At 64.8% G+C, this 24,834-nt stretch carries 27 protein-coding genes; 9 read left to right on the top strand and 18 right to left on the bottom strand.

Going from position 1 to position 24,834, the window contains the following annotated elements:
• Positions 1-147: 147 nt before the first annotated feature.
• Together FG486_RS10160 and FG486_RS10155 are read left to right on the top strand one after the other, a co-directional pair.
• Positions 148-1,179: an alpha/beta fold hydrolase gene (locus FG486_RS10160; RefSeq protein WP_181267418.1), complete on the top strand. Its 1,032-nt coding sequence runs from the start codon at positions 148-150 to the stop codon at positions 1,177-1,179.
• A gap of 28 nt (positions 1,180-1,207) precedes the next feature.
• Positions 1,208-1,951, top strand: coding sequence for a ParA family protein (locus FG486_RS10155; protein ID WP_171007870.1), 744 nt, complete (start codon positions 1,208-1,210; stop codon positions 1,949-1,951).
• A gap of 157 nt (positions 1,952-2,108) precedes the next feature.
• Here FG486_RS10155 and FG486_RS10150 read toward each other — a convergent pair whose 3' ends face one another.
• The 7 genes from FG486_RS10150 to ispG form a co-directional block, all read right to left on the bottom strand.
• Positions 2,109-2,489: a type II toxin-antitoxin system VapC family toxin gene (locus FG486_RS10150; RefSeq protein WP_181267417.1), complete on the bottom strand. Its 381-nt coding sequence runs from the start codon at positions 2,487-2,489 to the stop codon at positions 2,109-2,111.
• On the bottom strand, positions 2,486-2,728 hold the full coding sequence (locus FG486_RS10145; protein WP_066283519.1) for an AbrB/MazE/SpoVT family DNA-binding domain-containing protein: 243 nt from the start codon (positions 2,726-2,728) through the stop codon (positions 2,486-2,488). Before FG486_RS10145 ends, FG486_RS10150 begins: the two co-directional genes overlap by 4 nt.
• A gap of 56 nt (positions 2,729-2,784) precedes the next feature.
• Entirely contained in the window at positions 2,785-3,537 is a 753-nt protein-coding gene (locus FG486_RS10140) for a hypothetical protein (RefSeq protein WP_181267416.1), read from the bottom strand.
• A gap of 76 nt (positions 3,538-3,613) precedes the next feature.
• Positions 3,614-4,129 (bottom strand): hypothetical protein, encoded by a 516-nt coding sequence (locus FG486_RS10135; protein WP_181268001.1) that lies wholly within the window; start codon positions 4,127-4,129, stop codon positions 3,614-3,616.
• Between the two features lie 127 nt (positions 4,130-4,256).
• Entirely contained in the window at positions 4,257-4,736 is a 480-nt protein-coding gene (locus tag FG486_RS10130; protein WP_181267415.1) for a GNAT family N-acetyltransferase, read from the bottom strand.
• 11 nt (positions 4,737-4,747) lie between these two features.
• Complete coding sequence (locus FG486_RS10125) at positions 4,748-5,071, bottom strand: DMT family transporter (protein ID WP_181267414.1); 324 nt, start codon at positions 5,069-5,071, stop codon at positions 4,748-4,750.
• Positions 5,072-5,074: 3 nt separating this feature from the next.
• A complete protein-coding gene (gene ispG / locus FG486_RS10120; protein ID WP_066283498.1) occupies positions 5,075-6,226 on the bottom strand; it encodes a flavodoxin-dependent (E)-4-hydroxy-3-methylbut-2-enyl-diphosphate synthase in 1,152 nt (383 codons plus the stop codon).
• A 91-nt stretch (positions 6,227-6,317) separates the two neighbouring features.
• Between ispG and FG486_RS10115 the strand changes: the two genes are divergently transcribed.
• Entirely contained in the window at positions 6,318-7,751 is a 1,434-nt protein-coding gene (locus tag FG486_RS10115) for a M20/M25/M40 family metallo-hydrolase (protein WP_181267413.1), read from the top strand.
• Between the two features lie 13 nt (positions 7,752-7,764).
• On the opposite strand, the gene egtD is transcribed toward FG486_RS10115, so the two are convergent.
• The 5 genes from egtD to gluQRS all read right to left on the bottom strand — a co-directional run bounded on the left by egtD (position 7,765) and on the right by gluQRS (position 11,891).
• Complete coding sequence (egtD, locus tag FG486_RS10110) at positions 7,765-8,757, bottom strand: L-histidine N(alpha)-methyltransferase (protein ID WP_422125050.1); 993 nt, start codon at positions 8,755-8,757, stop codon at positions 7,765-7,767.
• Between the two features lie 51 nt (positions 8,758-8,808).
• On the bottom strand, positions 8,809-10,086 hold the full coding sequence (gene egtB / locus FG486_RS10105; RefSeq protein WP_181267412.1) for an ergothioneine biosynthesis protein EgtB: 1,278 nt from the start codon (positions 10,084-10,086) through the stop codon (positions 8,809-8,811).
• A 134-nt stretch (positions 10,087-10,220) separates the two neighbouring features.
• Positions 10,221-10,784 carry a cob(I)yrinic acid a,c-diamide adenosyltransferase gene (locus FG486_RS10100; protein ID WP_181267411.1) on the bottom strand — a complete coding sequence of 188 codons (564 nt, stop codon included), beginning with the start codon at positions 10,782-10,784 and terminating at the stop codon, positions 10,221-10,223.
• A 25-nt stretch (positions 10,785-10,809) separates the two neighbouring features.
• Positions 10,810-11,031 carry a hypothetical protein gene (locus FG486_RS10095; protein WP_060977271.1) on the bottom strand — a complete coding sequence of 74 codons (222 nt, stop codon included), beginning with the start codon at positions 11,029-11,031 and terminating at the stop codon, positions 10,810-10,812.
• Positions 11,028-11,891 (bottom strand): tRNA glutamyl-Q(34) synthetase GluQRS, encoded by an 864-nt coding sequence (gene gluQRS / locus FG486_RS10090; RefSeq protein ID WP_181267962.1) that lies wholly within the window; start codon positions 11,889-11,891, stop codon positions 11,028-11,030. The genes FG486_RS10095 and gluQRS overlap by 4 nt, the downstream gene beginning before the upstream one ends.
• Before the next feature lie 212 nt (positions 11,892-12,103).
• Here gluQRS and FG486_RS10085 point away from each other — a divergent pair, with 212 nt between their 5' ends.
• On the top strand, positions 12,104-12,706 hold the full coding sequence (locus FG486_RS10085; RefSeq protein ID WP_181267410.1) for an HNH endonuclease: 603 nt from the start codon (positions 12,104-12,106) through the stop codon (positions 12,704-12,706).
• Positions 12,707-12,770: 64 nt separating this feature from the next.
• Here FG486_RS10085 and FG486_RS10080 read toward each other — a convergent pair whose 3' ends face one another.
• Positions 12,771-13,016 (bottom strand): hypothetical protein, encoded by a 246-nt coding sequence (locus FG486_RS10080; RefSeq protein ID WP_181267409.1) that lies wholly within the window; start codon positions 13,014-13,016, stop codon positions 12,771-12,773.
• A gap of 530 nt (positions 13,017-13,546) precedes the next feature.
• Positions 13,547-14,932, bottom strand: a complete 1,386-nt coding sequence (locus tag FG486_RS10075) for a protein arginine N-methyltransferase (RefSeq protein WP_181267408.1) — start codon at positions 14,930-14,932, stop codon at positions 13,547-13,549.
• A 142-nt stretch (positions 14,933-15,074) separates the two neighbouring features.
• Here FG486_RS10075 and FG486_RS18175 point away from each other — a divergent pair, with 142 nt between their 5' ends.
• From FG486_RS18175 to FG486_RS10055, 4 genes are read left to right on the top strand one after another with little or no spacing between them, the layout of a single operon-like run.
• Positions 15,075-15,905 carry an ImuA family protein gene (locus tag FG486_RS18175; RefSeq protein WP_181267407.1) on the top strand — a complete coding sequence of 277 codons (831 nt, stop codon included), beginning with the start codon at positions 15,075-15,077 and terminating at the stop codon, positions 15,903-15,905.
• Positions 15,802-17,376 (top strand): DNA polymerase Y family protein, encoded by a 1,575-nt coding sequence (locus FG486_RS10065; protein WP_181267961.1) that lies wholly within the window; start codon positions 15,802-15,804, stop codon positions 17,374-17,376. Before FG486_RS18175 ends, FG486_RS10065 begins: the two co-directional genes overlap by 104 nt.
• On the top strand, positions 17,373-20,636 hold the full coding sequence (locus FG486_RS10060) for an error-prone DNA polymerase (protein WP_181267406.1): 3,264 nt from the start codon (positions 17,373-17,375) through the stop codon (positions 20,634-20,636). Before FG486_RS10065 ends, FG486_RS10060 begins: the two co-directional genes overlap by 4 nt.
• A 55-nt stretch (positions 20,637-20,691) precedes the next feature.
• On the top strand, positions 20,692-21,579 hold the full coding sequence (locus tag FG486_RS10055; RefSeq protein ID WP_181267405.1) for a hypothetical protein: 888 nt from the start codon (positions 20,692-20,694) through the stop codon (positions 21,577-21,579).
• Positions 21,580-21,783: 204 nt separating this feature from the next.
• Here FG486_RS10055 and FG486_RS10050 read toward each other — a convergent pair whose 3' ends face one another.
• Positions 21,784-22,134 carry a type II toxin-antitoxin system PemK/MazF family toxin gene (locus FG486_RS10050; protein WP_181267404.1) on the bottom strand — a complete coding sequence of 117 codons (351 nt, stop codon included), beginning with the start codon at positions 22,132-22,134 and terminating at the stop codon, positions 21,784-21,786.
• Positions 22,124-22,357 carry a toxin-antitoxin system, antitoxin component, Xre family protein gene (locus tag FG486_RS10045; protein ID WP_181267403.1) on the bottom strand — a complete coding sequence of 78 codons (234 nt, stop codon included), beginning with the start codon at positions 22,355-22,357 and terminating at the stop codon, positions 22,124-22,126. The genes FG486_RS10050 and FG486_RS10045 overlap by 11 nt, the downstream gene beginning before the upstream one ends.
• 154 nt (positions 22,358-22,511) lie before the next feature.
• Between FG486_RS10045 and FG486_RS10040 the strand changes: the two genes are divergently transcribed.
• Positions 22,512-23,369 carry a class I SAM-dependent methyltransferase gene (locus FG486_RS10040; RefSeq protein ID WP_181267402.1) on the top strand — a complete coding sequence of 286 codons (858 nt, stop codon included), beginning with the start codon at positions 22,512-22,514 and terminating at the stop codon, positions 23,367-23,369.
• A 10-nt stretch (positions 23,370-23,379) separates the two neighbouring features.
• On the opposite strand, the gene FG486_RS10035 is transcribed toward FG486_RS10040, so the two are convergent.
• A complete protein-coding gene (locus FG486_RS10035; protein ID WP_241695687.1) occupies positions 23,380-24,093 on the bottom strand; it encodes a COG3904 family protein in 714 nt (237 codons plus the stop codon).
• Between the two features lie 4 nt (positions 24,094-24,097).
• Positions 24,098-24,634, bottom strand: a complete 537-nt coding sequence (locus FG486_RS10030) for a hypothetical protein (protein WP_137776197.1) — start codon at positions 24,632-24,634, stop codon at positions 24,098-24,100.
• Between the last annotated feature and the right edge of the window lie 200 nt (positions 24,635-24,834).

Here is a 24,834-nt window from a genome sequence, read left to right as displayed (position 1 = left end):
GGTCGCGTGATAAATCTGCAACAAGCCGGGGCGAGACCGACGCACGCGATCAAGGGATTTTGCTTGCGGGCGCGGTCAGGTGATGCAGTAATGGCATGCCGGACAAAACAAACGGACCGGGCAAGGCAAGGTGGAGACGAAGGCGGGATGCTCAAATTCCTGAAATGGCTGTTCATTCTGCTGGTCTTGGCGATCGTCGGGCTCGGCATCTGGGGCTATGCACCCGATATCGAGCCGAGCGAGTTGCAAGCCCAATATGGCAGGCCGCCCTCGCGCTTCATCGAGCTGCCCAATGGTCAGAGCGTACATGTGCGCGATGAAGGTCCGCGCGATGCGCCCGCGATTCTGCTGATCCATGGCTCGAATGCGTCGCTGCACACCTGGCAGGGCTGGGTCGATGACCTGAAGAAGGACTATCGCGTCGTGCGCTACGATCAGCCCGGCCATGGCCTAACCGGTGCGCAGATCAAGGGCGATTACAGCACCGAGGCGTTCCGCGACACCGGGGCCGAAGTGATGAACGCGCTCGGCATCAACCGCTATATCGTGGCGGGCAACTCGATGGGCGGATGGGTCGCCTGGAATATCGCGCTCAAATATCCGCAGCGGGTTGCGGGACTGGTGCTTGTCGACAGTTCAGGGGCTCCCGAAGCCAAGCCGACAAAGATCCCGATCGGCTTTCGCCTGGCGCAAAGTGCAGCGGTGCGTCCGATCATGAAGATCTTCACCCCGCGCAGCATCATCGAGCAGAGCCTTCAGCAGAGCGTCGGCGATCCCAGCAAGGTGACGCCCGAAATGGTCGATCTCTACTGGAAGCTGCTGCGCCATCCCGGCAATCGCGAGGCGACCGTCGCGCGGGGCGATTTTCCGCGCAAGCCGGCCGATGCGGTCGAGTTTGCCGGCCTGACCATGCCGTCGCTGATCGTATGGGGGAAGAAGGACACGCTGATCCCGCTTGCCAATGCCACCTGGTTTGCGCGCCAGCTGCCCAACGACACGCTCGTCACCTATGACGATCTGGGTCATATTCCCATGGAGGAGGACCCGAAGCGCACCGTCACCGATTTCCGCGCCTGGCTGGAAAAGACCGGCCTGAACCGGACTGCAACACCGGCGACACAATCCACCGCTAGCCCGAACGCGCCTGTTGCCGCCGCGCCAGCCACTAGCGGGGCATAGCAGCAGGGAGGCTGATATGGGGGACCGGATGCACAGCGTGGCCGTCTACAATCTGAAGGGCGGCGTGGGCAAGACGACCAGCGCGGTCAATCTCGCCTGGTGCTCTGCGGTCCTCTCCTCGCGCCGCACCCTCTTGTGGGACCTCGACCCGCAGGGCGCGGCGAGCCATCTGATCGGCGACGATCACGCGGTGAAGGACGAGGCGCGATCGATCTTCGCGCGCGATGTCTCGCCCGAAAAGCTGGTGCGCCCTTCGCGCATTCCGGGGCTCGACCTGCTCGCCGCCGACCATTCGCTGCGCGGGCTCGACCGCATGCTGTTCGAGATCGGCAAGGCCAAGCGCCTCAAGAAGCTGATCGAGGGGCTAGGCAAGCATTATGACCGGATCGTGCTCGATTGCCCCCCGGGACTGAGCGAGACCTCCGATCAGGTACTGCGCGCGGCCGATCTGGTGATCGTGCCGATCATCCCCTCGCCGCTGTCGCAGCGCGCCTTTGCCGAGGTGCAGAATTATCTCGACGGGAAATCGGGACGCCACGCGCCGATGCTGCCGGTGTTCGTGATGGTCGACCGCCGCCGCGCGCTTCACAAGCAGGCGCTCGAAGCCTATCCCGACTGGCCGGTCATTCCGATGGCGAGCGCGGTCGAGCGGATGGCCGAGGAGCGGCTGCCGGTGGGCGCATTCGATGCGAAGAGCCCGGCGGCGCAGGCCTATGCCAGGCTGTGGCAGGGGATCGAGCGCAAGCTCGCGAGTCAGAAAGGCAGCGGATAACGGGCCAGGATAAGCGCGCTCGCACAGCCCGAAACGAGCACGAAACGCAGGACAGCGAGCCAGGCGGTATCGGTCTGCGAAGGACGGGCGGCGATGGCGATGGCTTTGCGCATGAGCAAAGGATGCGCCGCGATTGCTAATATCGCGTTAAAGCGGCCTAACGGATCAAGCGGATGTCGACGCCCACATCCAGACCTTCCCATTGCCGGTCGGCGGTGAGCACCGGCAATCCTTCGCGCCGCGCCAGCGCCAGGCTCGCGCGATCACCCAGCGATAGGCCGCGATGGCGCGTGGCAGGCAGCAATAGCGCGGTCTCGATTGCTTGTTCAGCGCTGAAGGAGATGGTCATCAGGCCAAAACCTTCCAGTATCCATTGAGCATCATCGGAGGAAACCCCGGCCTTCAAAGCACGCGCAAAGACCTCGCTGAGATTGACCGCCGAAATGATCGCATCCATCAGGTGAGGCTCGACATTGTCGCGGCCAGGCTCGACCAGAAGCACCGTAAGCAATGCAGATGCATCAAGGACAACCGTCATTCGCGGGCAGCCTCGGCCCGTCGTTCTGCCAAGAAATCATCGACGGTAAACGGCTCCTTGATGGCAGCCTTGAATGCTTGCTGCAACTCTCGAATAACCTGCGAGTGGCTCTTCACTACCAGCGAATTGCCCTCGCGCTCGAATACCAGCCGGTCGCCGTCGGCAAAGCCGAGCTCGCGGCGCAGTTCCGCCGGGATGACGATCTTGCCGCCCTTGATGATCTTGGCCGTATAGGTCATGCGTGCCTCCTTGGGTCCTAAATGGTATCACAGGACCCAAACTGGCTCAACGCACCCTATTGGCCGATCGCGCCCCAATTGCCTTGGGCATCCTTGGCGACGATGGTCAGCGAGCCGGGATCGATCTCGGCATAATCCTGGCCGAAATCGAAGAACCAGGCATAGCCTTGCGCCGCGCGCCAGAAGCGGAAGCCTTCATCAAAATAACCGAGATCGCCGCACACCGCGACCGGGCTGCCGTCCACGGTATTCGATCCCTTGGGATCGGTATCGATGACATACGCATCCTTGGGCCAGCCTTCGATATTCGCGGGCCGGGCATTGCACTTGGCCGCCTCTGCCGGATCCTCGATCACCGAACGCGCGCGCTGGGTGATCGCCTGGGCCGGCTCGCCCTCTGCGGTGTAGAGATAGCCGAGCGTGAACGGTTCGGGCATCTCGTCCGACATGGCCGACTTGATCAGCTTCACCTCGGCGCGCTCTGCCCCGCCCGCGATCTCGATTTCTGCCGCCTTCTTGCCGCAGACCAGCCCGCGATAGAGCAGCACCTCGTCAGCGGGCAGCGCGGCTTCCATCACCTGCCATTCGCAGCCATCGGGCGCTTCCGGCGAGGCGCTCGCGTCCATGTTCATGGAGTTGACCGCCCGGCCCTTGCACAGGCCGGTCAGCTTCAGCTTCTCGCCATCATCGGCGCATCCGGCATCGGCAGTCTTGTCCGTGCCCTTGTCGGCGTTGTCGTCGGCACCGCCTCCGCTGCAGCCCGCCAGCGCGAGGCTGAGCAGCCCCGCCATCACCCAATGTCCGCGCATCGTCCATTCTCCTCGAAAGCCCGCAGGTCCGGCCCCCGCGCCCCCCGCGGGCAGGGGCCGGACCTGCCGGAAAGAGTCAGCCTTCGCTTTCGCCTTGCGCGCAGAAGGTGACGAACGTGTCGGCCTCGCCCTCGGCGGGCGTGTCGACGGTGATGGTGTTCATGCCGAAGGACAGCACCTGCTTGCCGGCAAAGGCGGCATTGAAATGGTCCGGCAGCGGCGCGGTGCCGCTGGCAAAGCCTTCACCGTCTGCGGGCACCATGATGCTGAGCACCGGCTCGCCGCCATCGGGGGCCAGCGTCAGCGCGATCTCTTCGGGAATGCGCGCGAAGCCGGGGACTTCGAACTCCACCGTCTTGCTGCCATTGGCGCATTTCAGTGTCGCGAGCGTCTTGTCCGCGCCTTCGACCAGCGACATCACGGTCTTGCCCTCTTCGGCCGACACCGCCCAGACCGGCCCCTTGGCAGCGGGCGCGGCTTCTGCGGCAGCTTCGCCCTCGGCGGGCGCGTCGGCGGCCTTTTCCCCACCGCATGCGGCAAGCGCAGACACCATCATCGTCACGCCCAGAAGGCGCAGGCTGGCGAGCTTCATCTCGATTTCCCCATCTCGTTTCCGTCCGCAGGCCCTCCCCTGCGATCCGGTGGCGAAACTAGGGTGCTGCACCACGGAGGCAAAGCGCAAACGGGCTGCCCTGTACGGCTGTACAGGGTTGAGGCGATCAGCCTGCGGCAAGCCGCTCCAGCGCGTCGCCCTCGATCCGCCAGGGCTCCCAGCCCTTCGAATGATGCGCGCCGATATGGGTGTAGAATGCCCTAGCCTTCTCGTTCCAGTCGAGCACTGCCCAGTCCATCCGCGCACAGCCGCGCGCCATGGCTTCCTTGGCCAGCGCGGTCAGCAGCGCGCGACCGGTGCCGGTTCCGCGCGCGGCTTCGGCAACGAACAGGTCCTCGAGATAGAGCGAGGGCGCGCCGGTCCAGGTCGAATAGGTGAGGAACCACAAGGCCAGCCCGACCGGCTCGCCGTCTAGCTCGGCAATATGCGCAAAAACCTGAGCGTTCTCACCGAACAGCGTCGCACGCAGCGATTCCTCGGTCGCCTTCACGGCATCCGGCTCGCGCTCGTACACCGCGAGCGCGATGACCATGCTGAGGATGGCATCCTCATCGCCGGGCACTGCCGGCCGGATCGTTACCGTCATTGTTCGTGTTCCTAATGCTGTCCGGCAAATTTCAGGCCGATCACGCAGCCTATCAACCCGATGACCAGCGCCAGCCGGACCAGGCCAAGAGTTTCATCGCCCGTGGCCACTCCGACCGCCAGCGTCCCGACGGCGCCTATGCCGACCCAGACGGCATAGGCGGTTCCCAGCGGAATGGTCTTGGCCGCCTTGTCGAGCAGCGAAAAGCTGAGGATCACGCAGAGGACGAAGCCCGCAGTCCAGGCAATGTTGCGAAACCCGTCCGCATAGCGCAGACAGGTAGTGAAGCCGACCTCGAACAGGCCGGCAGCAACCAGAATCAGCCATGGTCCCATGGATTATTCCGCGGCGACCGGCTCGGCATTGCCTGCGTCGCTCGCTTCCGCCTCGATCTCGGCCGCCTTGGCCTCGACCAGCTTGACGATATGCTCGACCATGTCCTCGTCCTCGACCGTGTGGTCGGTGACGCCCGACAGGTACACCATGTGCTTGCCCTTGCCGCCACCGGTGAGACCAATATCCGTCTCGCGCGCCTCGCCCGGGCCGTTGACGACGCAGCCGAGCACCGAAAGCGACAGTGGCGTGTTGATATGCTGCAGCCGCTCCTCCAGCTTCTGCACGGTGCGGATCACGTCGAAGCCCTGGCGTGCGCAGCTGGGGCAGCTGACGATGCGGACGCCGCGGGTGCGGATGCCGAGCGATTTGAGGATCTCGAAACCGACGCGCACCTCTTCCTCGGGCTCGGCGGAGAGCGAGACGCGGATGGTATCGCCGATGCCCGCCCAGAGCAGGTTGCCGATGCCGATTGCGCTCTTGACCGTGCCGCCGATCAGCCCGCCCGCCTCGGTGATGCCGAGGTGCAGCGGGCAGTCCACCGCATCGGCGAGCTGCTGATAGGCCGCGACCGCGAGGAACACGTCGCTCGCCTTCACCGCGACCTTGAACTCGTGGAAATCATGGTCCTGCAGCAGCTTGATATGGTCGAGGGCGCTTTCGACCAGCGCCTCGGGGCACGGCTCGCCATATTTCTCGAGCAGGTCCTTTTCCAGCGACCCGGCATTGACGCCGATACGGATCGCGCAGCCATTGGCCTTGGCGGCATTGACGACCTCGCGCACGCGCTCGGACGATCCGATATTACCCGGATTGATGCGCAGGCAGGCCGCGCCCGCGTCTGCCGCTTCGAGCGCGCGCTTGTAGTGGAAATGGATGTCGGCGACGATCGGCACGCGCGAGGCGCGAACGATCTGCTTCATCGCAGCGGTCGACTCGACATCGGGGCACGAGACGCGGATGATGTCGACCCCTGCCTCCTCGCAGCGGCGGATCTGGTCGATTGTCGCCTTCGCGTCAGAGGTCAGCGTGTTGGTCATCGTCTGCACGCTGACCGGTGCATCGCCACCCACCGGCACCTTGCCGACCATGATCTGGCGGCACTTGCGCCGATCGATATCGCGCCAGGGTCGCAAAGAAGGGTTGTGGGCCGACATGAATTGTTCTCCAAGAGTATGCGAACGCTATAGTCGCTTCGACCGGCTTTGGCGAGATGTGCGGGCGATAGAAAAGGGGACGCTGAATACCATGAAAACCGTGATGAAACTGGCGCTGGCCACCGGCCTGGCCGCTCTTGCAACCGCGACGAGCCTGCCCGCGCTGGCGCAGGCCCCGGCCCCGCAGCGCAACCCCAACGAACTTGCCGCGCGCCAGCTCTACAGCGATGTCGTCGGCATCCGCACCGCACGCGGCCACAAGCAGATGGGCGTGATGACCGGCTATCTCAAGGAACAGCTGCTCAAGGCCGGCTTTGCCGAAAGCGATATCACGATCACCGATTATGACAGCGAGGGCGAACCGACCCAGGGGCTGGTGGTGCGCTACGCCGCCAAGGGCAAGCCCAAGGCCGGTCCGATCGTGTTCCTTGGCCATATGGACGTGGTCGAGGCGCTGCCGGAGGACTGGGAGCGCCCTCCGTTCACGCTGACCGAGGAAAACGGCTATTTCTTCGGGCGCGGATCGCTCGACAACAAATATGGTGTCGCCACGCTGACGCACAATTTCATCCGGCTGAAAAAGGAGGGCTGGTCGCCCAAGCGCGACCTGTATCTCGTCTTCTCGGGCGACGAGGAGACCGGCATGATCTCCACCCGCGCCCAGGCGAAGATGGTGGCGGAAACGATCAAGCCCGCGCTGGTGCTCAACGGCGATGCCGGCGGCGTGGCGATGACCGAGGATTTCAAGCCGGTCATGTACCAGGTGCAGGCGGGCGAGAAGACCTTTGCGACCTTCGAGCTCACCGTCACCAATCCCGGTGGCCACAGTTCGCGGCCGCGCGCCGACAATGCGATCTATGAACTGGCAGCGGCGCTCGGCAAGATCCAGGCCTATCAGTTCCCGGTCAATGCAAGCCCGCTGGTGCGCAGCTATTTCGGCGCGATGGGCAAGTTGACGCCGGGCGAGATGGGCCAGGCGATGCAGGCCTTTGCCGCCAATCCCGAAGCCCCCGAACCGCGCGTCAAGCTGCTTTCCGATCCGGGCATATCGACCCAGATGCGCACCACCTGCGTTGCGACGATGCTGCGCGGCGGCCATGCCGAGAACGCGCTGCCACAATCGGCGATCGCAACGGTCAATTGCCGCATCATGCCCGGCGAGGGCGGCGCGGCAGCGACCCAGGCGGCACTCGCCAAGGCCATCGGCAATGACAATGTCAAGTTCAAGCTGATGACCAATGTGGTCGAGAGCCCCGAATCCACGTTGACGCCCGAAGTGCGCGCGGCGGTCATGGCCAGCCTCGATGCGCGCTATCCGGGCCTGCCGATCGTGCCCGAGCTGTCGTCGGGCGGTACCGATGGGATGCACTATCGTGCGCTGGGCATGAACACCGTGGGCATCGGCAATGCCGCGATGCGCAGCGCAGACATTTTCGCGCACGGTCTCAACGAACGCATCCGCGTCGAGGATTTCTACAAGGGCCTCGACCACTGGTATCTGGTGATGAAGAAGCTGGCGGGCTGATCCCCGCCACGCCTCAAGGCGCGGTCTGGAACGGCTTGGCTTCGGCTAGAATCAGCGCGAACCAGTCGTCCGGATCGGTCCATTCGTGCCGCACCGTCCAGCCGCCCGCGCGCAGCAGCAGCCGCGCGTCGCGCGGGCCGTATTTGTGGCTGTTCTCGGTGTGGATGGTCTCGCCCTTGCGCATCGAGAAACGCTCGCCGAGCACGGTGAAGCTCATGTCGTCCTGCGCCTCGAGATGCATCTCGATCCGCGCATAGCTGTCGTTCCAGCGCGCGACATGGCGGAAGCGATCGACGGGGATGGTGCCATCAAGCTCGCGGTTGATGCGGTGGAGCAGATTGAGGTTGAACCGCGCGGTCACCCCCTGCGCATCGTCATAGGCGGGGATCAGGATATCCGGGGACTTGATCCGGTCCATGCCGATCAGCAGCAGCGACCCGACGCCCAGCGTCTCGCGCATCGAGCGGAGCAGGTCGAGCGAGCTGCGCGCGACCATGTTGCCGATGGTCGAGCCGGGGAAGAAGCCGAGCTTGGGTTCATCCGCGACAGCCTCGGGCAATTTCAGCGGTCGCATGAAATCGCCTTCTAGCGGATGAACGTCGAGCCCCGGAAAATCCGCAGCGAGCGCGGCGGCGGATTCGCGCAGGAACTCGCCCGAGATATCGATCGGCACATAGTGGCTACCCTGCACCGCGCGCAGCAGATGCGGGGTCTTGACCGAGGAGCCCGAGCCGAATTCGACTACGGTGCGCCCGGCCCCGCCCTGCTGCGCCACCTCGCCGCAATAGCGCTCGAGCAGCGCGGTTTCGGTGCGGGTCGGGTAATATTCGGGAAGGTCGGTGATCGCCTCGAACAGTTCGGAGCCGGTCTTGTCGTAGAACCAGCGCGCCGGGATCGCGCGGCGGGTGTCGCGGAAACAGGCGAGCACATCGGCGCGGAAGGCGGGATCGGCCTCACCCGATGCGGCTACGGTCTGGGCTTCGGGCGGGTCGATCAGGGTAGCCAAGCGAGAGTCTCCTGCGCGGGATCAGTTCAGGTCAGGTCAGGTCAGGTCAGGTCAGGTCAGATCCTTGGCGAGCCTGAGACCGGTGAACTGCCAGCGCTGATGGGGATAGAAGAAGTTGCGATAAGAGGGACGCACGGAACCGCGCGGGGTTGCACAGCTCGATCCGCGCAGCACGAACTGGCCCGACATGAACTTGCCGTTATACTCGCCGACCGCACCTTCCGCGGCCTTGAAGCCGGGATAGGGGCGATAGGCGCTGCCGGTCCATTGCCAGACATTGCCGAACATCGAGGCCGCCGCATCGGCGCGCGGGCGCACGGGTCCGGCGCGGTCGAGCTGATTGCCCGATGCGGCATCGTGCATCGTCGCAACCGCCTCCCATTCCTGCTCGGTCGGCAGCCGCGCGCCGACCCAGCTGGCATAGGCATCGGCCTCGTACAGGCTGATATGTGTGACCGGCGCGGCGGGATCGACGCTGCGCAGGCCATCGAGCCCGAACTGCATCCAGCCGCCATCGTCATCCTGCTGCCAGTAGAGCGGCGCGCTGATGCCTTCCCCCTTGACCCAGGCCCAGCCATCGGACAGCCAGTGGCGCGGATCGCGATAGCCGCCATCGGCGATGAACGCAGCCCATTCGCCATTGGTCACCGCTCGGCTGGCGAGCGCATAGGGGGTGAGCAGCACCGCATGGCGCGGCCCTTCGCAGTCGAACGCGAAGCCCTGGCCCGCATGGCCGATCTCAACCTGCCCGGTCGGCCCCTCGATCCATTCGAGCGGCGCGGCCTCGACCGAGGCCATGGGCTGCGGCGGCCAGACCGCCGGGTGCAGCGGGTTCTGCGCGAACAGGTGCAGGATGTCGGTCAGCAGGAGCTCCTGATGCTGCTGTTCGTGGTTCAACCCCAGTTCGACCAGATCGAGCGCATCGTTACCCAATCCCGGCAGCGCCGCCTGCACCGCCGCATCGACATGCGCGCGATAGGCGCGGATCTCGTCGAGCGAGGGCCGGGTCAGCATCCCGCGCCGGGGCCGCGCATGCCGTGCGCCCTCGGCCTCGTAATAGCTGTTGAACAGGAAGGCGTAGTTCGAGTCGAAGGCTTCGTAGCCGGGCACATGATCGCGCAGCACGAAGGTCTCGAAGAACCAGCTGGTATGCGCCAGGTGCCATTTGGCGGGCGAGGCATCGTCCATCGACTGGACGGTGGCATCGGCATCCGAGAGTGGCGCGACCAGATCGAGCGTCAGGGTGCGGACCTGGGTGAAGCGGTGGGCGAGGTCGGCTTCTCGGGAAGCTGCGCGTCCGGGAGAGGACGTAGCGCTGGAGATGGTCATTCTACCCCCTTGTCCGTCATTCCCGCGAAGGCGCGAATCCCGCTATCCTGTCCGAAGCCGAAAAGCGGGGCCCCCGCCTTCGCGGGGGTGACGATATTGTAAACACCCGTTCAATGCACGGGTGTGACATCGCTTTATCGCGAAGCACCCGGCACCCAGAGCGGGTCGTTGCCATTGTTGATCCGGCGCGCGAGGACGAACAGATAATCCGACAGCCGGTTCACATAGATACGCGCCTGCGGGTTGATCGATCCCTCGTGCGCTGCGGCGACGAGCGCGCGCTCGGCGCGGCGGGCGATCGCGCGGGCGAGATGCACCGCTGCCGCTGCCGGGCTGCCGCCGGGCAGGATGAAGCTCTTGAGCGGGGGGAGCGGATCGTTGACCGCATCAATGCGGTCCTCGAGCCAGGTCACCTGGCTCGGCACGATGCGCAGCACCATTTCGGACGGGGTGAAATCTTCGCCCGGCGTCGCAATATCGGCGCCAAGGTCGAACAGGTCATTCTGCACGCGGATCAGATCGGCGGTGAACTCGCTCTCTCCCAGCGCCACGACCGCAAGGCCCAGCGCGCTGTTCAACTCGTCGACATCGCCGATCGCCGCCATGCGCGCCGAATGCTTGGGAATGCGCGAGCCATCGACCAGGCCCGACGTGCCGTCATCGCCGGTGCGCGTGTAGATCTTGTTGAGCTTGACCATAATGCGCCCCCGCCGCCCTCAGGGCTCAGCGGTTGACCAGCAGCAGCACGGCGACCGCGGCAATCGCCATCGCCTGATATTTGACGCGCGCGAACATCATCTTGTTCTGCATCTGATGGCTGCGGCCGACCCCGGGGTTTTTGAGGTCTTCCTCGGTCATCTGGATGAAGGCGACAAGGCCGCGCACGAGGCTGACCAGAACCATGATTGCCAGAGCGACAATCGCCAGGATGATGATGACATTCATGGCATGCTATATGAGGGCTCGGCCCAGGAAATGCCAGACGGAAGAAGCCCTTTCCGCAAATTTTCCAGCAGGCTGGGGCCATCCACCCCCTGAGCGCGCAATCCCGCCAGCGCGGCTGCGCCCTCGCTCTTGGCGAGCTTGCGCCCGTCTGCCCCTGCGAGCAGCCGGTGGTGGCGATAGAGCGGCACCGGGAGACCCAGCAGCGCCTGGAGCAGCCGGTGGATGTGCGTCGCGAGGAACAGGTCGCGCCCGCGCACGACATGGCTGATCTGCTGGTGCGCATCGTCCAGCGTCACCGCGAGATGATAGCTGGCGGGCGCATCCTTGCGCGCGAGCACGACATCGCCGAACAGTTCGGGCTTTGCGGCTTGCTCGCCGGCCGCCATGTCGTGCCAAACCAGCGCGCCGGTGTGCGTCTGGGCCTGTGCCACATCGAGCCGCCAGGCATGCGGTTCGTTTGCCATGCGGTCGGCGCGTTCGCCATCGGACAGCGCGCGGCAGGTGCCGGGATAGACCAGCCCCTCGGGCCCCGGCTGCGCGCCTGCCGCCGCAATCTGGCTGCGCGTGCAGAAACAGGGATAGATCAGACCCCGCGCCTTCAGCCCGGCCAGCGCCGCGTCATAGGCGGCAAGACGCGACGACTGGAACAGCACCTCCCCATCCCATTCCAGCCCCAGCCAGCGCAGATCGGCCAGGATCGCCTCGACCAGCTCGGGCCGTGAGCGCACGCCGTCGATATCCTCGATCCGCAGCAGGAACGCGCCGTCCAGCTGCCGTGCGAGGTCGTGCGCCTGCATCGCGGCATAGGCATGGCCCAGATGCAGCGCGCCATTGGGGCTGGGCGCAAAGCGGGTGCGGATCACCGCGCGCCCTTCCGTCCCTTGGGTGCAATATGCGGACTTATCACCATATATTGTGGAATCGCCCCCTTGACCTTGGCCGCACGCTCATGCTGATTAACCGTAAATCGAGCACTTTCAGGATTGTCACGGGGCTGTCACGCATCAGGGTTTATACGAAGCGCACCTTTTAGGTAACATTGCGGACGAATGGGAGAGGGTTTGAGCCGACCATGTTTCATCCCGACTTGATCGAACGGGCGGTACGCGATCCGCAGCCGGACATAACCCGGCATCCGGACAGTTGCCCCGCCCTTGTGTTGAACGCCGATTATACCCCCTTGAGCTATTACCCCTTGAGCCTCTGGCCGTGGCAGACCGCGATCAAGGCCATCTTCCTCGACCGGGTCGATGTGATCGAGACCTATGAGCGCGAGGTGCACTCCCCGACGATCCAGATGAAGATCCCGTCGGTCATCGCGCTCAAGCAATATGTGAAGCCGTCCGAATATCCCGCCTTCACCCGCTTCAACCTGTTCCTGCGCGACCGCTTCCACTGCCAATATTGCGGATCGCCGCACAACCTCACCTTCGATCACGTTGTCCCGCGCCGCCTGGGCGGCAAGACCACCTGGCAGAATGTCGCCACCGCCTGCGCTCCGTGCAACATGCGCAAGGGCGGCCGCACCCCGGCCCAGGCGAACATGCGCCTAATGGTCCAGCCGATCCGCCCGACCAGCTGGCAGCTCCAGGAACGCGGCCGCGCGTTTCCGCCGAATTACCTGCATGAGAGCTGGCACGACTGGCTGTACTGGGATGTCGAGCTGGAGGCTTGAGGGGCAGTTAAGGGAGCTGCCAACTTTTGCGTCAGGCAAAAGCGAATTGCTCAGCGGCGCGCAGCTACCAACCGCCTCCCCAATATTCCGCAATGGTACCAGCGGCAAAGCCGATGCCCACGGCCAAAATAAAGCCCGAATATCCTTTGATGGCGCGCCGCATGTAAACGTTGCGCCATTCTGTCTGACGAAAACCTGCCGCCCACATCGGAAGCCAGTATCGTGTGCCATATGCCCATGCGCCTACCGCCACAATCATTGCAGCAATGAATATGGCCAACATTGCCTGGGCGAGGACAGACATGATCACAATGGTAGTTCAATTGCACCCATCCGCAAGCGGGTGTTCTACAGAATAATTGATTTCTCGTCATAGTGGCATGACTGCACCCAAACCTCCGCTCAGCCTGAGCCTGGCGAAGGCCCCGCTATACGGCCAGCGTGGGCGCGGGTCCTTCGACGACGCGGGCTGCGCCCGCTGCTCAGGATGAGTGGGGGTGGTGATTGGGGCGTTTGCACTGAAAAGCGGTCGCGTACTGATTTAACATGGCATCAACACGCGTTCCCCTCCCTGCAAGGGAGGGGCTAGGGGTGGGTGCGCGCGTCAGCGCGCCGTGGGTGCGCGATCGCCAACGTTGCTGACCCACCCCCTGCCCCGCCCTTGCAGGGAGGGGAGTTTTAAGGAGCGAGCCTCTCGGGCGATGGAAAGCCCTCTCCCCTTTAGGGGGGCGGGTTGGGAGGGGGGGCTGCGCGAACCGTTGGCCCCTCTCAACTTCGCCTAGCCAGACAAGCTGGCAAGGCTTCGTATCTCTCCCCTCAAGGGGAGAGAGCGGACATGGATCAAGCCACCTTCACCTGCTCGGCCGCTGCGATCACCTCGAGCGGACGCACGATCAGCGTCACCCGGTCATGGCCCACCGCGACGTTCAGCACGTCGCCCGCGTGCACCGCCACCGGCTCTGGGAAATTGTGCAGTACCTGCAGCCAGCCGCCATCGGTATAGCCGTCGGGATGGTTGTCGAAGCTGATGCCATCGGCCAGGTCGACATGCATCCACTGGACGATGCCGGTGGCGATGCCGTCTTCGAGCACGTTGATCTGCAGCAGGTGCAGGTCGCTCTGATGCTGCGTCCGGGTGAGGTCGATATGCACCAGCTCGACATCGTCGGACAGGCGCTTCCAGTCGGTCATCGTGCCGTGGATCGGCAGCTTGGGCGAGGCGAGCGCGCCGAAGCGCGAGATGTCGAAGCCGGAGACCTGATCGACGAACACGTAATCGGCCAGCACCTGGCTTTCGACCAGACAGCCGATGGCCGAAGCGGCGCGCGGGATGACGATGGCATCGGGCTTGAGCAGCCGCGCATGCGCATCCTCGAACGTGTCGATGACATGCTCGGTGAGCAGGTCGGAAGAGAGGATTTCGGAGACCAGGATGTCCGCGCGCTCTTCCAGATGCTCGCCGACCCTGAGTTCGGTCGAGGGCGCGGTGTGGACGGTAATGCGATCCGCATATCCGTTATCGGCGATGATCTGCCGCGCCATGTCGGCGATGATCGGCACCATCTCGCACGCGGTGACCGATTGCGCCCCGGCGCGCGCGGCCATCATCGAGAGCAGGCCGCTGCCGGTGCCGATGTCGAGCAAGCGGGCATCGGGGCCGGTTTCGGCCAAAGCCGCAATGATCGCCGCCTCGAACGCATCGTTGCGGCGCACGTCGTTGAGCATCGGGATATGCCAGAAGGGCACCATCTCGGCGGAGAGGCGGCGGATCTGGTGTTCGATATGGATATTGCCCGGCTGCAGCGCCTGGGCGCGGCGGAACTGGTCGAGCGCCTCGATCTTGCGCCCGGCATCGGAGAGCATGACCGCGAGATTGTTGGCGGCGACCGGATTGGCCGGATCGGCAGCGCAGGCCGCCTGCATCGCGGTGATGGCGAGGTCGGGGCGTCCGGTGCGGCTGTAGATCAGCCCCTTTTCATGATGCGCGACCGCATGGTCGGGATCGATCGCGAGCAAGGTATCCCACAGCTCGAGCGCCTCTTCGTTCGCGCCGCGCAGGCCCAGGATACCGGCAAGGATCGGCAGCACCTCGGCGGTGCGGTAATCTGCATCGATGACCAGGCGATAGCGCTCTTCGGCAGCCCCCAGATTGCCCGCTGCCTGAAGTTCCATCGCTTCGTGCAGCAGCGCGCGGGCCAGGGCGATGTCGGGTGCGGTATCGGTCATGCTGTTCCCCCCAATGGGCGTTAACTCAGTTCAACAGACTATTAACGCGAAGGGTTAACAAAGCGTCACCGGTCCCGAATTGGCATCGCGGCCCGCCGCACAGGCATTTGACGTTCCGCAAAACGGAACATAATAAGAACGGATGTCCCATGTCCGCGATTCCCTCGAGTCCCTGAAAGCCCGGATTGCCGGGCTGGAACGCGCGTGTGCGGGCGAATCCGGTGGCGAACCGGCGGGACGGGCGCGCACCGGGCATGCGGGGATCGACGCGGCTTTGGGCGGCGGGCTGATGCGCGCGCGGCTGCACGAAATCTTTGCGTTCGAGGCGGACGATGCCGGGTGCGCGACCGGATTCGTCGCCGCGCTGGCGCTCAGGCTCGGTGGAACCCTGGTCTGGCTGCGCGAGGGCGAGGCGGAGAAACGCGGCGGGCAATTGCACGCGCCGGGGCTGGTCGAGATCGGGCTTTCGCCTGCGCAGGTCATCCTGGGCACGCTGCCCGATGCGCTGGCGGTGCTGCGCGCGGCGGCCGATGTCACCCGCTGCGGCGATGTCGGCGTGGCGGTGGTAGAGCTGTGGCGCGATCCCCGCGCGTTCGATCTCACCGCAAGCCGCAGGCTGGCGCTTGCTGCCGAAGCCTCGGGCGTCACCGTGATCGCGCTGCGCATCGCCGCCACCCCCGCGCCCAGCGCGGCGCAGACCCGCTGGCAGGTGGCCGCTGCGCCCTCGCTGCCGATGGAAGCCAATGCGCCCGGCTATCCTGCTTGGGCGATAGAACTGTTGCGCCAGCGCGGACGCCCAGCGGGCGGCGCGTGGCGCGTGGAGTGGAACTGTGAACAAGCCTGTCTTGCTGAGGCCCTGCTCGTCGGCGGTGCCGGAACCGGAGGCGCAGCGGCGCTATCTGGCGCTGTTCTTCCCCTTTCTGCCGGTCGACCGGCGCGCGCGGCAGCGCTCGGCTTCCGGCGCGCCGGATAGAACAGACGACGCCGCGCCCCTGGTGCTGGTCGAGAAGGTGCGCGGCGCGATGCGCATCGCCGCGACCTGTGCCGAGGCGCGCGCGCAAGGTCTGGTTCCCGGCATGATGCTGGCCGATGCGCGCGCGCAGATAGGGCATCTCGATGTGGAGCCGCACGATCCGCTCGCCGACCTGAAATGGCTCGAGCGGCTGGCCGATCATTGCGACCGTTTCACGCCTTTGGTCGCCACCGACCCGCCCGACATGCTGGTGCTCGACATTACCGGCTGCACGCATCTGTTCGGCGGCGAAGCTGCGCTGGTCGCCGCCGCCGAGGACAGCCTGGCGCGCTTTTCCGATCATGTCCGAAGCGGTTGCGGCGACACGCCCGAGGCGGCGCAGGCGCTCGCCCGGTTCGCGCCGGGGGTGACGCTCGCGCGGCCCGAGGACGGCGATGTCGTGTTGCGCCGCCTGCCGGTCGCGGCGCTGCGCATCGAGGAGGAGACCGAGACCGCGCTGATCCGTGCGGGCCTCAAGACCATCGGCGACCTCGCGATGCGGCCGAGCGCGCCGCTCGCCGCGCGCTTCGGCGAGGAGCTGGTCGAGCGGCTCGACCGGCTGCTGGGCAGCGCCGACAGCCGCATCGTCCCGCGCCGCAGCCCGCCTGCGCTGCGCTTCGAGATGCGCTTTGCCGAACCGATCGCGCGCACCGAGGCGGCGATGGCGGCGCTCGCCGAGCTGGCGGGCCAGGCCGCCGAGGCGCTCGATCAGCGCGGCATGGGCGGGCGGCATTTCGCCGCGCGCTTCTATCGCAGCGATGGCCGCACCTTCGACCTCGCAGTCGAATCGAGCCTGCCGATGCGCGATCCGGAAGGGCTGATGCGGTTGCTGCACGAGCGGCTCGATGCGCTGTCCGACCCGATCGACCCCGGCTTCGGCTTCGACATGATCCGGCTGATCGTGCCGCGCATCGAGCCGCTGACCCCGGCGCAGCTGCAGCTCGAGGGCGGCGCGGTCAGCGAGGAGGCTTTTGCCGCGCTGATCGACCGGCTGAGCAGCCGGCTGGGGCGCGGCGCGATCCGCCGGTTCCAGCCGCGCGACACCCACATTCCCGAACAGGCGGCGCTCACTCTGCCCGCGGTCGATCTGCCCGCGCCCGAACCCTGGCAAGCGCCGCAGCCGGGCGAACCGCCGACCCGGCCGATCCATCTGTTCGACCCGCCCCAGCCGATCGAGGTGATCGCCGAGGTGCCCGACGGCCCACCGCACCGCTTCCGCTGGAAGCGCCAGCAGCACCATGTCGTGCGCTTCGAGGGGCCCGAGCGGATCGCCGCGCCCTGGTGGAAGCACGCGCCGGGCAGGAGCGGCCTCACCCGCGACTATTACCGCATCGAGGACGCGCGCGGCCGCCGCTTCTGGATCTTCCGCCACGGCCTGTATGACAGCGAACGGCCCGATCCGCGCTGGTATGTGCACGGCCTTTTCGCATGACCGCCGGTTTTGCCGAACTGGTCTGCGCGACCAACTATTCGTTCCTGCGTGGGGCCTCGCACCCGGCGGACATGGTCGCGCGCGCGCTCGAACTGGGGCTGGCAGGGGTAGGCATTGCAGACCGCAACACGGTCGCGGGCGTGGTGCGCGCGCATATCGCGCTGCGCGATGCGCACAAGGCGGCGGCGGAGATCGGCGCGCCGCCCCCGGCGCTGCGGCTGCTGGTCGGCGCGCGCCTGGTGTTCGCCGATGGAACGCCCGACATCATCGCCTATCCCGCGACGCGCCACGGCTGGGGACGGCTGACGCGGCTGCTCACCACCGGCAATCTGCGCGCGGCCAAGGGCGATTGCGTGCTGCACCTGCCCGATCTGCTCGAGTTCTGCGACGACCTGCTGCTGATCGTGATAGCATCGCCCGGCGACGCGCCGCTGCTCGGCACGCTGGGCCAGGCCGCGCCGGGGCGCGTGTGGATCGGCGTCACCATGCCGCGCCGGGGTGCGGACCGCCGCCGTCTCGCCCGGCTGATGCGATTGAGCGCCGACACCGGCGTGCCGCTGCTCGCCACCAACGACGCGCTCTATGCCGAACCGGCGCAGCGCCCGCTGCACGATGTGCTGACCTGCATCCAGGCGGGCACGACGATCGCCGAGGCCGGGCGGCTGCTCGAGGCCAATGCCGAGCGGCATATCAAGCCGGCGGACGAAATGGCGCGCCTGTTCGCCGACTGCCCCGATGCCATCGCGCAAACGCTGCGCCTGATGGAACGCGTCACCTTCACGCTCGACGACCTGCGCTACCAGTACCCGCTCGAACCCGTGCCGGAGGGCTGGGAGCCGCAGGCCTGGCTCGAGCATATGGTGCTGGAAGCGGCGCGCGAGCGCTATGGCGAGGAACTGCCGAAGAAGGTCCGCGACCTGCTCGACGAGGAATTCACCCTCATCGCCAAGCAGCGCTACGCCTGCTATTTCCTCACCGTGCACGATCTGGTGCGCTTCGCCCGCAGCCGCGAGCCGCCGATATTGTGCCAGGGGCGCGGCTCGGCCGCCAACTCGATCGTCTGCTTCCTGCTCGGCGTCACCTCGGTCGATCCGGTGACGCACGACCTGCTCTTCTCGCGCTTCGTCTCCGAGGAGCGCGCCGAGCCGCCCGATATCGATGTCGATTTCGAGCACGAGCGGCGCGAGGAGGTGATGCAATATATCTACCAGCGCTATGGCCGCCACCGCGCCGGGATCGCCGCGACGGTGATCCACTATCGCCCGCGCAGCGCGGTGCGCGAGGTCGGCAAGGTGCTCGGCTTTTCCGAGGACGTCACCGCGCGGCTTTCCAGCACCATCTGGGGCAGCTTTTCCAGCTCGATGGCCGAGCAGCGCTATGCCGAGGCCGGGTTCGATATCGACAATCCGGACATCGTCCGCCTGCGCGATCTGGTCGACCAGATCCTGCACTTCCCCCGCCACCTGTCGCAGCATGTCGGCGGCTTCGTGCTGACCGAGGACCGGCTCGACGAGACCGTGCCGATCCACAATGCCGCGATGGAGGACCGCACCTTCATCGAATGGGACAAGGACGATATCGACGCGCTCGGCCTGATGAAGGTCGATGTGCTGGCGCTGGGCATGCTCACCTGCATCCGCAAGGCCTTCGCGCTGATGCGCGAGCATGGCCTGGGCGAGCATGACCTCACCGTCGATCTCGATGCCGACGATCCCCAAGTCTACGACATGCTGTGCCGGGGCGACAGCATCGGCGTGTTCCAGGTGGAAAGCCGCGCGCAGATGAACATGCTGCCGCGGCTCCGCCCGCGCTGCCTCTACGACCTGACGGTGCAGGTCGCGATCGTCCGCCCCGGCCCGATCGAGGGCGACATGGTCCACCCCTATCTGCGCCGTCGTTCGGGCATCGAGCCGGTCGAATACCCCTCGCCCGCGCCGCCGCACCCCGCCGATGAGCTGAAAAACCTGCTCGGCCAGACCTATGGCGTGCCGCTGTTCCAGGAACAGGCGATGAAGCTCGCGATCGTCGCGGCGGATTTCACGCCCTCGGAAGCCAACCAGCTGCGCCGCGCGATGGCGACCTTCCGCAATGTCGGCACGATGCACAATTTCCGCACCAAGCTGGTCGAGGGCATGACCGCGCGCGGCTATGCCGCCGAGTTTGCCGAACGCTGCTTCAAGCAGATCGAGGGTTTCGGCAGCTATGGCTTTCCGGAGAGCCACGCCCTGTCCTTCGCGCGGCTGGTCTATGTCTCGTCCTGGATCAAGTGCCACCACCCGGCGGTCTTCGCCTGCGCTTTGCTCAATTCGCAGCCCATGGGCTTCTATGCGCCCGCGCAGATCGTGCGCGACGTGCGCGAGCATCAGGTCGAGGTGCGCCCGATCGACATCAACGCCAGCCATTGGGACAATAGGCTGGAGCGCGACATAAGGGGGCGGCTGGCGCTGCGGCTGGGCTTTCGCCAGATGGACGGCTTCCGTGCAGCCTGGGCCGACGCTTTGGTGCAGGCGCGGCGCGCGGGCGGGCGGTTCGTCTCGATCGAGCGGCTGGCGCGCCGCGCCGACCTGCCCAGCGCCGCGCTGCGCCTGCTCGCCGATGCCGATGCGTTCGGATCGCTCGGCCTGTCGCGGCGCCAGGCTTTGTGGGAGGTGCGCCGCACGCCCTCGACCGAGCTGCCGCTGTTCGCTGCGGCCAAGGCGCGCGAGCTCGGCACAGAGCCCGACATGCAGCTGCCGCAGATGCCCGCAGCCGAAGAGGTCGTCACCGATTACCAGGTGCTGCGCCTGTCGCTGAAGGACCATCCGATGGCGTTCCTGCGCGCGCGGCTGCGCGAGGAAGGCGTGCTCAGCTGCGAGGACACGACCAACGCCAAGGCAGGCGCAGCGGTGCGCACCGCCGGCGTCGTCCTCGTCCGCCAGCGCCCCGGCAAGGGCAACGCGATCTTCGTCACCATCGAGGACGAGACGGGTATCACGAACGTCGTCCTCTGGGCGCGCCTGTTCGAACGCTACCGCCGCGCCGTGATGGCGAGCCGCCTGATGCAGGTCGAAGGCGTGCTCCAGCGCAGCCCCGAAGGCGTGGTCCACCTGATGGCGAACCGGGTGATCGACCGCACCGATTTGCTCGCAACGCTTACCGAGGCGCGAGGAGATGGCGCGCTGACGCCACCCCTGGCGCGCGCGGACGAGGTGGTGCGGCCTGTGCCGTCACGCCATCCGAGGGATGCGAGAGTGCTGCCTAAGTCGCGGGATTTTCATTGAGCGGGCGATACATATAATTACACGAAGTTTCAAATCATCGTAACATTAAAAACTGTTGACGCACATCAACAATAAATCTGTAATGTCGCGTGTATTCAATCTTTCTCGAGGGATGGCAATGGGCGAAGCAAAAAATAAGAGTCGGAAGAGAGATGAAATACTTAAGGGAGAAAATAGGTGCATCTACTGCGATAATTCACCTGACAGCGTTGAACATATGCCCCCACGATCAATATTTGACAATGGAGGTCGGCCAAGTGGCTTAGAATTTGCCTCTTGCTCTACTTGCAATTACTCCTCCAGAGCATCTGATGCTGCCGCATCATTTTTGGCACGAGTATCTCCAGAACACAAGGCATCGCCAGAAGTTATGAGACGAGCCTCTAAAATTCTTAGTACACTCTCATATATTGCCCCTGGTTTCATAAGAGAAATATTTGACCCTAACAAGAGCGAGGAGGTTTGGGCAAAAGGTAGATCAAACATTTACGGGAAAATGCAAAAAATCACTCTCGATGGCCCCATAACAACCTCTCTAATGCAGGCGTTTGGCGCAAAATTAGGTATGGCCCTATTTCGCGAACATACGGGCAATCCAATACCCATGGAAGCGAAGGTTTTTGCCCAACATTATTTCAACTCAGGACTATACAGAGGTGAAGTTGAAAATATTTTGTCCATTCTGCCAGCATTTGGCCAATTAACTCAAGGCAAAAAGACCTCTGGCCGCACATTCAATTATCGATACAATACTGATAAAAGGGAAATCCTTGGAGCATTTTGCGCATTTAGTGATAACTTATTTTTTAGGATATTTGCGGTTTGCAACCCAATTTATGATGATGTGCTATTTGAGAGCCATGATCATAAACCAATTCAACCTGGAACTTTACCAATATTATCGGAGTCATGGCGGCACGCATTTGAAAATAAAAATTTTTAGTAGAAATGAGAAATTATAATAGACAAATAATAACTCATCTGCTGACACTATCCTCACCAAGATCGAAACCGCTGTCCATACACACAGCAATTATTCATTCACTCCCGACTGTGCAGGACAATTATTATTACACAATCCCGAAAAGCATAACTGCTATACTAGCCAAGAAATTTGCTTAAGCCGCCAAAAATATCCGCTTCAACCTCAACCAATCAATTCCGAGATGACAGCGCGCAAGGCCTTGGCATCATCCTCCGCCAGGTTCCCAAGCTGGCGGATAATCAGATCACGCGCGAACGTCGCGACAACCGGCTTCACGGCCGAAGGCTTGAGCAGCCCCGCCGCCTGCCATTCCTTCAACCAGACCTCGCCAAAAGCGGCGGATGCGCGGAGTTGGCTGGTTATGGCCATCAGGATCACATCGGGTCGTGACGCATGATAATTTGCCGAGCTGATCACGACAGCCGGACGCCGCTTGGATGTTGCCTGATCGGTGAACGGGAATGGAACCAGAACGACAGCGCCGAAGGCAATATCCGCTGGCTCAAAGGGCATCGTAGACGTCGTCTTCAGGATTATTCCAGACGGCAGCAAAGGCAGGATCGCTCACGGCAGTGGCCATGCGGGAAAGCTCGCGCTCTGCACTGGCCGAGGCAGCGTCGCGCATTGCGATGAAATCGACGAAATCCTCGACTTCGCTCTGCCGGGCGCGCGACAGCATTCCGATCTTCTCGATCAGCGCGCGGGGCACGGGCTTCGGATCAGGAGCGGTTGCCATGCTCTCAATAATGAGGGCAGACGACTATCGCATCAACCCTTTATCGGCTCTCGACGTTCAGCCGGGCCTTGATTGGCCTGACGCCTCCACCTTCCCCATTGACCTCCCCCCATCACCCCCTACCCTCTCCCGCACCACCACAGGAGAGCCCGTCATGACCAGCGCCGCCGCCACGCCCGAACAGCTCAAGGGCGAAGACTGGGCGGGGGAGCAGGGGCGCAAGTGGCTTGCCCATATCGACCGGTTCGAGGGGATGATCGCGCCGATCGGCGAGGCGCTGCTGGCGCGCGCCGCCATTGCTCCAGGGGAGCGGGTGATCGATCTGGGGTGCGGCGGGGGATTGACCTCGCTGGCGCTGGCCGAGGCGGCGGGGCCGGACGGTGCGGTGCTGGGGCTGGATATTTCGCCCGATCTGATCGACCTCGCCCGGGCCCGTGCCCAGGGGCATGCCAATCTCCGCTTCGTCTGCGCCGATGCCGCGACCGTGACGCTCGACGATCCACCCTATGACCGGCTGGTCTCGCGCTTCGGGTCGATGTTCTTTGCCGATCCCCATGCCGCTTTCGCCAACCTGCACCGCATGCTGAAGCCCGGCGGGCGGATCGACCTGGCGATCTGGGCCGCGCCGCGCGACAATCCGTGGATGATGGAGCTGATGGGCGTCGCGCGGGCGCATGTCGATATCCCCTCGCCCGATCCGCGCACCCCCGGCCCGTTCGCCTTTGCCGATCTCGATTATGTCCGCGACATCCTGGCGCACGCCGGTTTTGCCGCGCCTGCCATCGAACCGCTGCAGGGCGAACAGGCGATCGGCGGCCCTGGTGCGCTGCCCGAAGACGCAGCGGACTTCGCGCTCGCCAGCATGGCCATCGGGCGCGCGCTGGCCGAGGCGGGTCCTGAGGTGCTGGCAAGCGCGCGCGACGATCTGCTGGCGCTGTTCACGCGCCATTATCGCGACGGCGAAGGGGTGATGATGCGCAACAAGGTATGGCTGCTCAGCGCGATGGCGTGATCGGCGCGCTCTATTCCTGCACGTTCGCCACGTTATACTTGAACACCTCGTCCTGCGTCAGGCAGCGCCGGGTCGACTGATCGCCACCGCCGCCGCTCGCCACCGCCTTCTGCTTGTACATGATGTCGGTCAGCAGCTTGCGCGAGACGCCCATGCGGATCAGGAAATCATTGTCCTCGCTGGCGAGCAGCGCGCTTTCCTGCTCGATATCGCCGATCAGCTCGACCGTGGTGTCGGTCCCCAGCGCGACCGACTGGTCGATCGCGTCGCGGTCGCCAGTCATCGTGAACATGTGCACCATGAAATTCCCGCCCGGCTCGACCACGCGCAGCTGGCCGCCCATGAACACGAAATTGCACGCGGAAAAGCAGGTCCAGCCCGCCGGAATGCGCGTCACCAGCCCCGGCGTGGAACGGATCAGGCGTCCCGCTGCATTCCCGGCCCGCGCGTTGCCGCCGGGCGAGCGCAGCCAGATCTCGCTGATATCGGGATTGTCGGTCAGCGCCTGTTTCAGCCGGTCGGGCAGCGTCTGATCGACCGGGCCTTCGGCGAGCAGCACCCTGGCATCGCCCTTCTTGACGACCTTGAGCGTCATGATCTTGTTGTTCGACCAGTCGGGCGATTGCGGGCAGGTGGGATTGGCCGGGTCCATCGGCGCGGGCGACTGGCCGCACAGCAAGGCGGTCGCGGCCAGGCCCAGCAGCCATCGATGCGGTGCGTGCATCAACTCAAGCCTGCGCGATTTCGTAGCGCGCGGCGCCCGGCTTCTTGCACATGCGCTTCGACACCGTCGTCTCCTCGCCCTCGACGATGATGACATCGTTGACGTTCATGCAGGTCGATCCATCCGCGAGCTGCGTCTTGCCGACCACGGTCGAGGTGCCCGACACGTCCTTGCGCGTCTCGCTGGTCCAGGACGAGGTGCTGCCCACCTCTTCGCCGCGTGTCGCCTCCAGCGTCGCGTCCGCCGCCTTTTTCTGCTCCTCGGGCTCGAGCTTGCAGGCGATGGCGTCGGTCAAAAGGCCGGCGACCTCGGGCACGGGCAGGAAGCTGGGAAGCCCTGCACGGCTCGCCAGACCGCCGAGCACGCCGCCAAGCACCGATCGCCCGGCGGCCTTGCCCGCGCTGTCGTCGCATCCGGTCGCGGTCTTGCCACTGCTGCTGGGACGCGAGCGCAACAGGCCGCCGAACTGGGCCTGGGCAGGGATTGGCAGCGCCATGGCCAGCACCGCCGTCAGCGCGAGCGCCTGCATGCCCGATTTCATCAACCTGTTTTCCATCGTTCAGCCTCTCCAGCCAGGAACCGCCAACGACCCTGGACCACATTATCGTAGCGGCAATATCCGGTCAAACCATGACCCGCATCACAACCCGGCCCCTGTCGCCATGATAGGCCCGGCCGAACCCTTGCGGATAGGATAATCCCGCCAGTTCGGGAGGAAAGTGCTAGGCTTTGCAGTAAATT

The organism is Blastomonas ursincola (genome assembly GCF_013607875.1).
GTDB classification, from domain to species: domain Bacteria; phylum Pseudomonadota; class Alphaproteobacteria; order Sphingomonadales; family Sphingomonadaceae; genus Blastomonas; species Blastomonas ursincola.
The sequence above is the reverse complement of the archived record's forward strand: the minus strand, read 5'-3'. Positions and strand labels throughout refer to the sequence as shown.

Coding starts and splice junctions, on each gene's coding strand:
- FG486_RS10140 (WP_181267416.1), bottom strand. CDS start 3,537: ATGCGCGGACATTGGGTGATGGCGGGGCTGCTCAGCCTCGCGCTGGCG.
- egtB (WP_181267412.1), bottom strand. CDS start 10,086: ATGACCATCTCCAGCGCTACGTCCTCTCCCGGACGCGCAGCTTCCCGA.
- ispG (WP_066283498.1), bottom strand. CDS start 6,226: ATGTCGGCCCACAACCCTTCTTTGCGACCCTGGCGCGATATCGATCGG.
- FG486_RS10150 (WP_181267417.1), bottom strand. CDS start 2,489: ATGACGGTTGTCCTTGATGCATCTGCATTGCTTACGGTGCTTCTGGTC.
- FG486_RS10100 (WP_181267411.1), bottom strand. CDS start 10,784: ATGGTCAAGCTCAACAAGATCTACACGCGCACCGGCGATGACGGCACG.
- FG486_RS10160 (WP_181267418.1), top strand. CDS start 148: ATGCTCAAATTCCTGAAATGGCTGTTCATTCTGCTGGTCTTGGCGATC.
- FG486_RS10040 (WP_181267402.1), top strand. CDS start 22,512: ATGACCAGCGCCGCCGCCACGCCCGAACAGCTCAAGGGCGAAGACTGG.
- FG486_RS10130 (WP_181267415.1), bottom strand. CDS start 4,736: ATGACGGTAACGATCCGGCCGGCAGTGCCCGGCGATGAGGATGCCATC.
- FG486_RS10075 (WP_181267408.1), bottom strand. CDS start 14,932: ATGACCGATACCGCACCCGACATCGCCCTGGCCCGCGCGCTGCTGCAC.
- FG486_RS18175 (WP_181267407.1), top strand. CDS start 15,075: ATGTCCCATGTCCGCGATTCCCTCGAGTCCCTGAAAGCCCGGATTGCC.
- FG486_RS10115 (WP_181267413.1), top strand. CDS start 6,318: ATGAAAACCGTGATGAAACTGGCGCTGGCCACCGGCCTGGCCGCTCTT.
- FG486_RS10045 (WP_181267403.1), bottom strand. CDS start 22,357: ATGGCAACCGCTCCTGATCCGAAGCCCGTGCCCCGCGCGCTGATCGAG.
- FG486_RS10095 (WP_060977271.1), bottom strand. CDS start 11,031: ATGAATGTCATCATCATCCTGGCGATTGTCGCTCTGGCAATCATGGTT.
- FG486_RS10145 (WP_066283519.1), bottom strand. CDS start 2,728: ATGACCTATACGGCCAAGATCATCAAGGGCGGCAAGATCGTCATCCCG.
- FG486_RS10135 (WP_181268001.1), bottom strand. CDS start 4,129: ATGAAGCTCGCCAGCCTGCGCCTTCTGGGCGTGACGATGATGGTGTCT.
- FG486_RS10060 (WP_181267406.1), top strand. CDS start 17,373: ATGACCGCCGGTTTTGCCGAACTGGTCTGCGCGACCAACTATTCGTTC.
- FG486_RS10085 (WP_181267410.1), top strand. CDS start 12,104: ATGTTTCATCCCGACTTGATCGAACGGGCGGTACGCGATCCGCAGCCG.
- FG486_RS10125 (WP_181267414.1), bottom strand. CDS start 5,071: ATGGGACCATGGCTGATTCTGGTTGCTGCCGGCCTGTTCGAGGTCGGC.
- FG486_RS10030 (WP_137776197.1), bottom strand. CDS start 24,634: ATGAAATCGGGCATGCAGGCGCTCGCGCTGACGGCGGTGCTGGCCATG.
- FG486_RS10155 (WP_171007870.1), top strand. CDS start 1,208: ATGCACAGCGTGGCCGTCTACAATCTGAAGGGCGGCGTGGGCAAGACG.
- FG486_RS10035 (WP_241695687.1), bottom strand. CDS start 24,093: ATGCACGCACCGCATCGATGGCTGCTGGGCCTGGCCGCGACCGCCTTG.
- FG486_RS10050 (WP_181267404.1), bottom strand. CDS start 22,134: ATGCCCTTTGAGCCAGCGGATATTGCCTTCGGCGCTGTCGTTCTGGTT.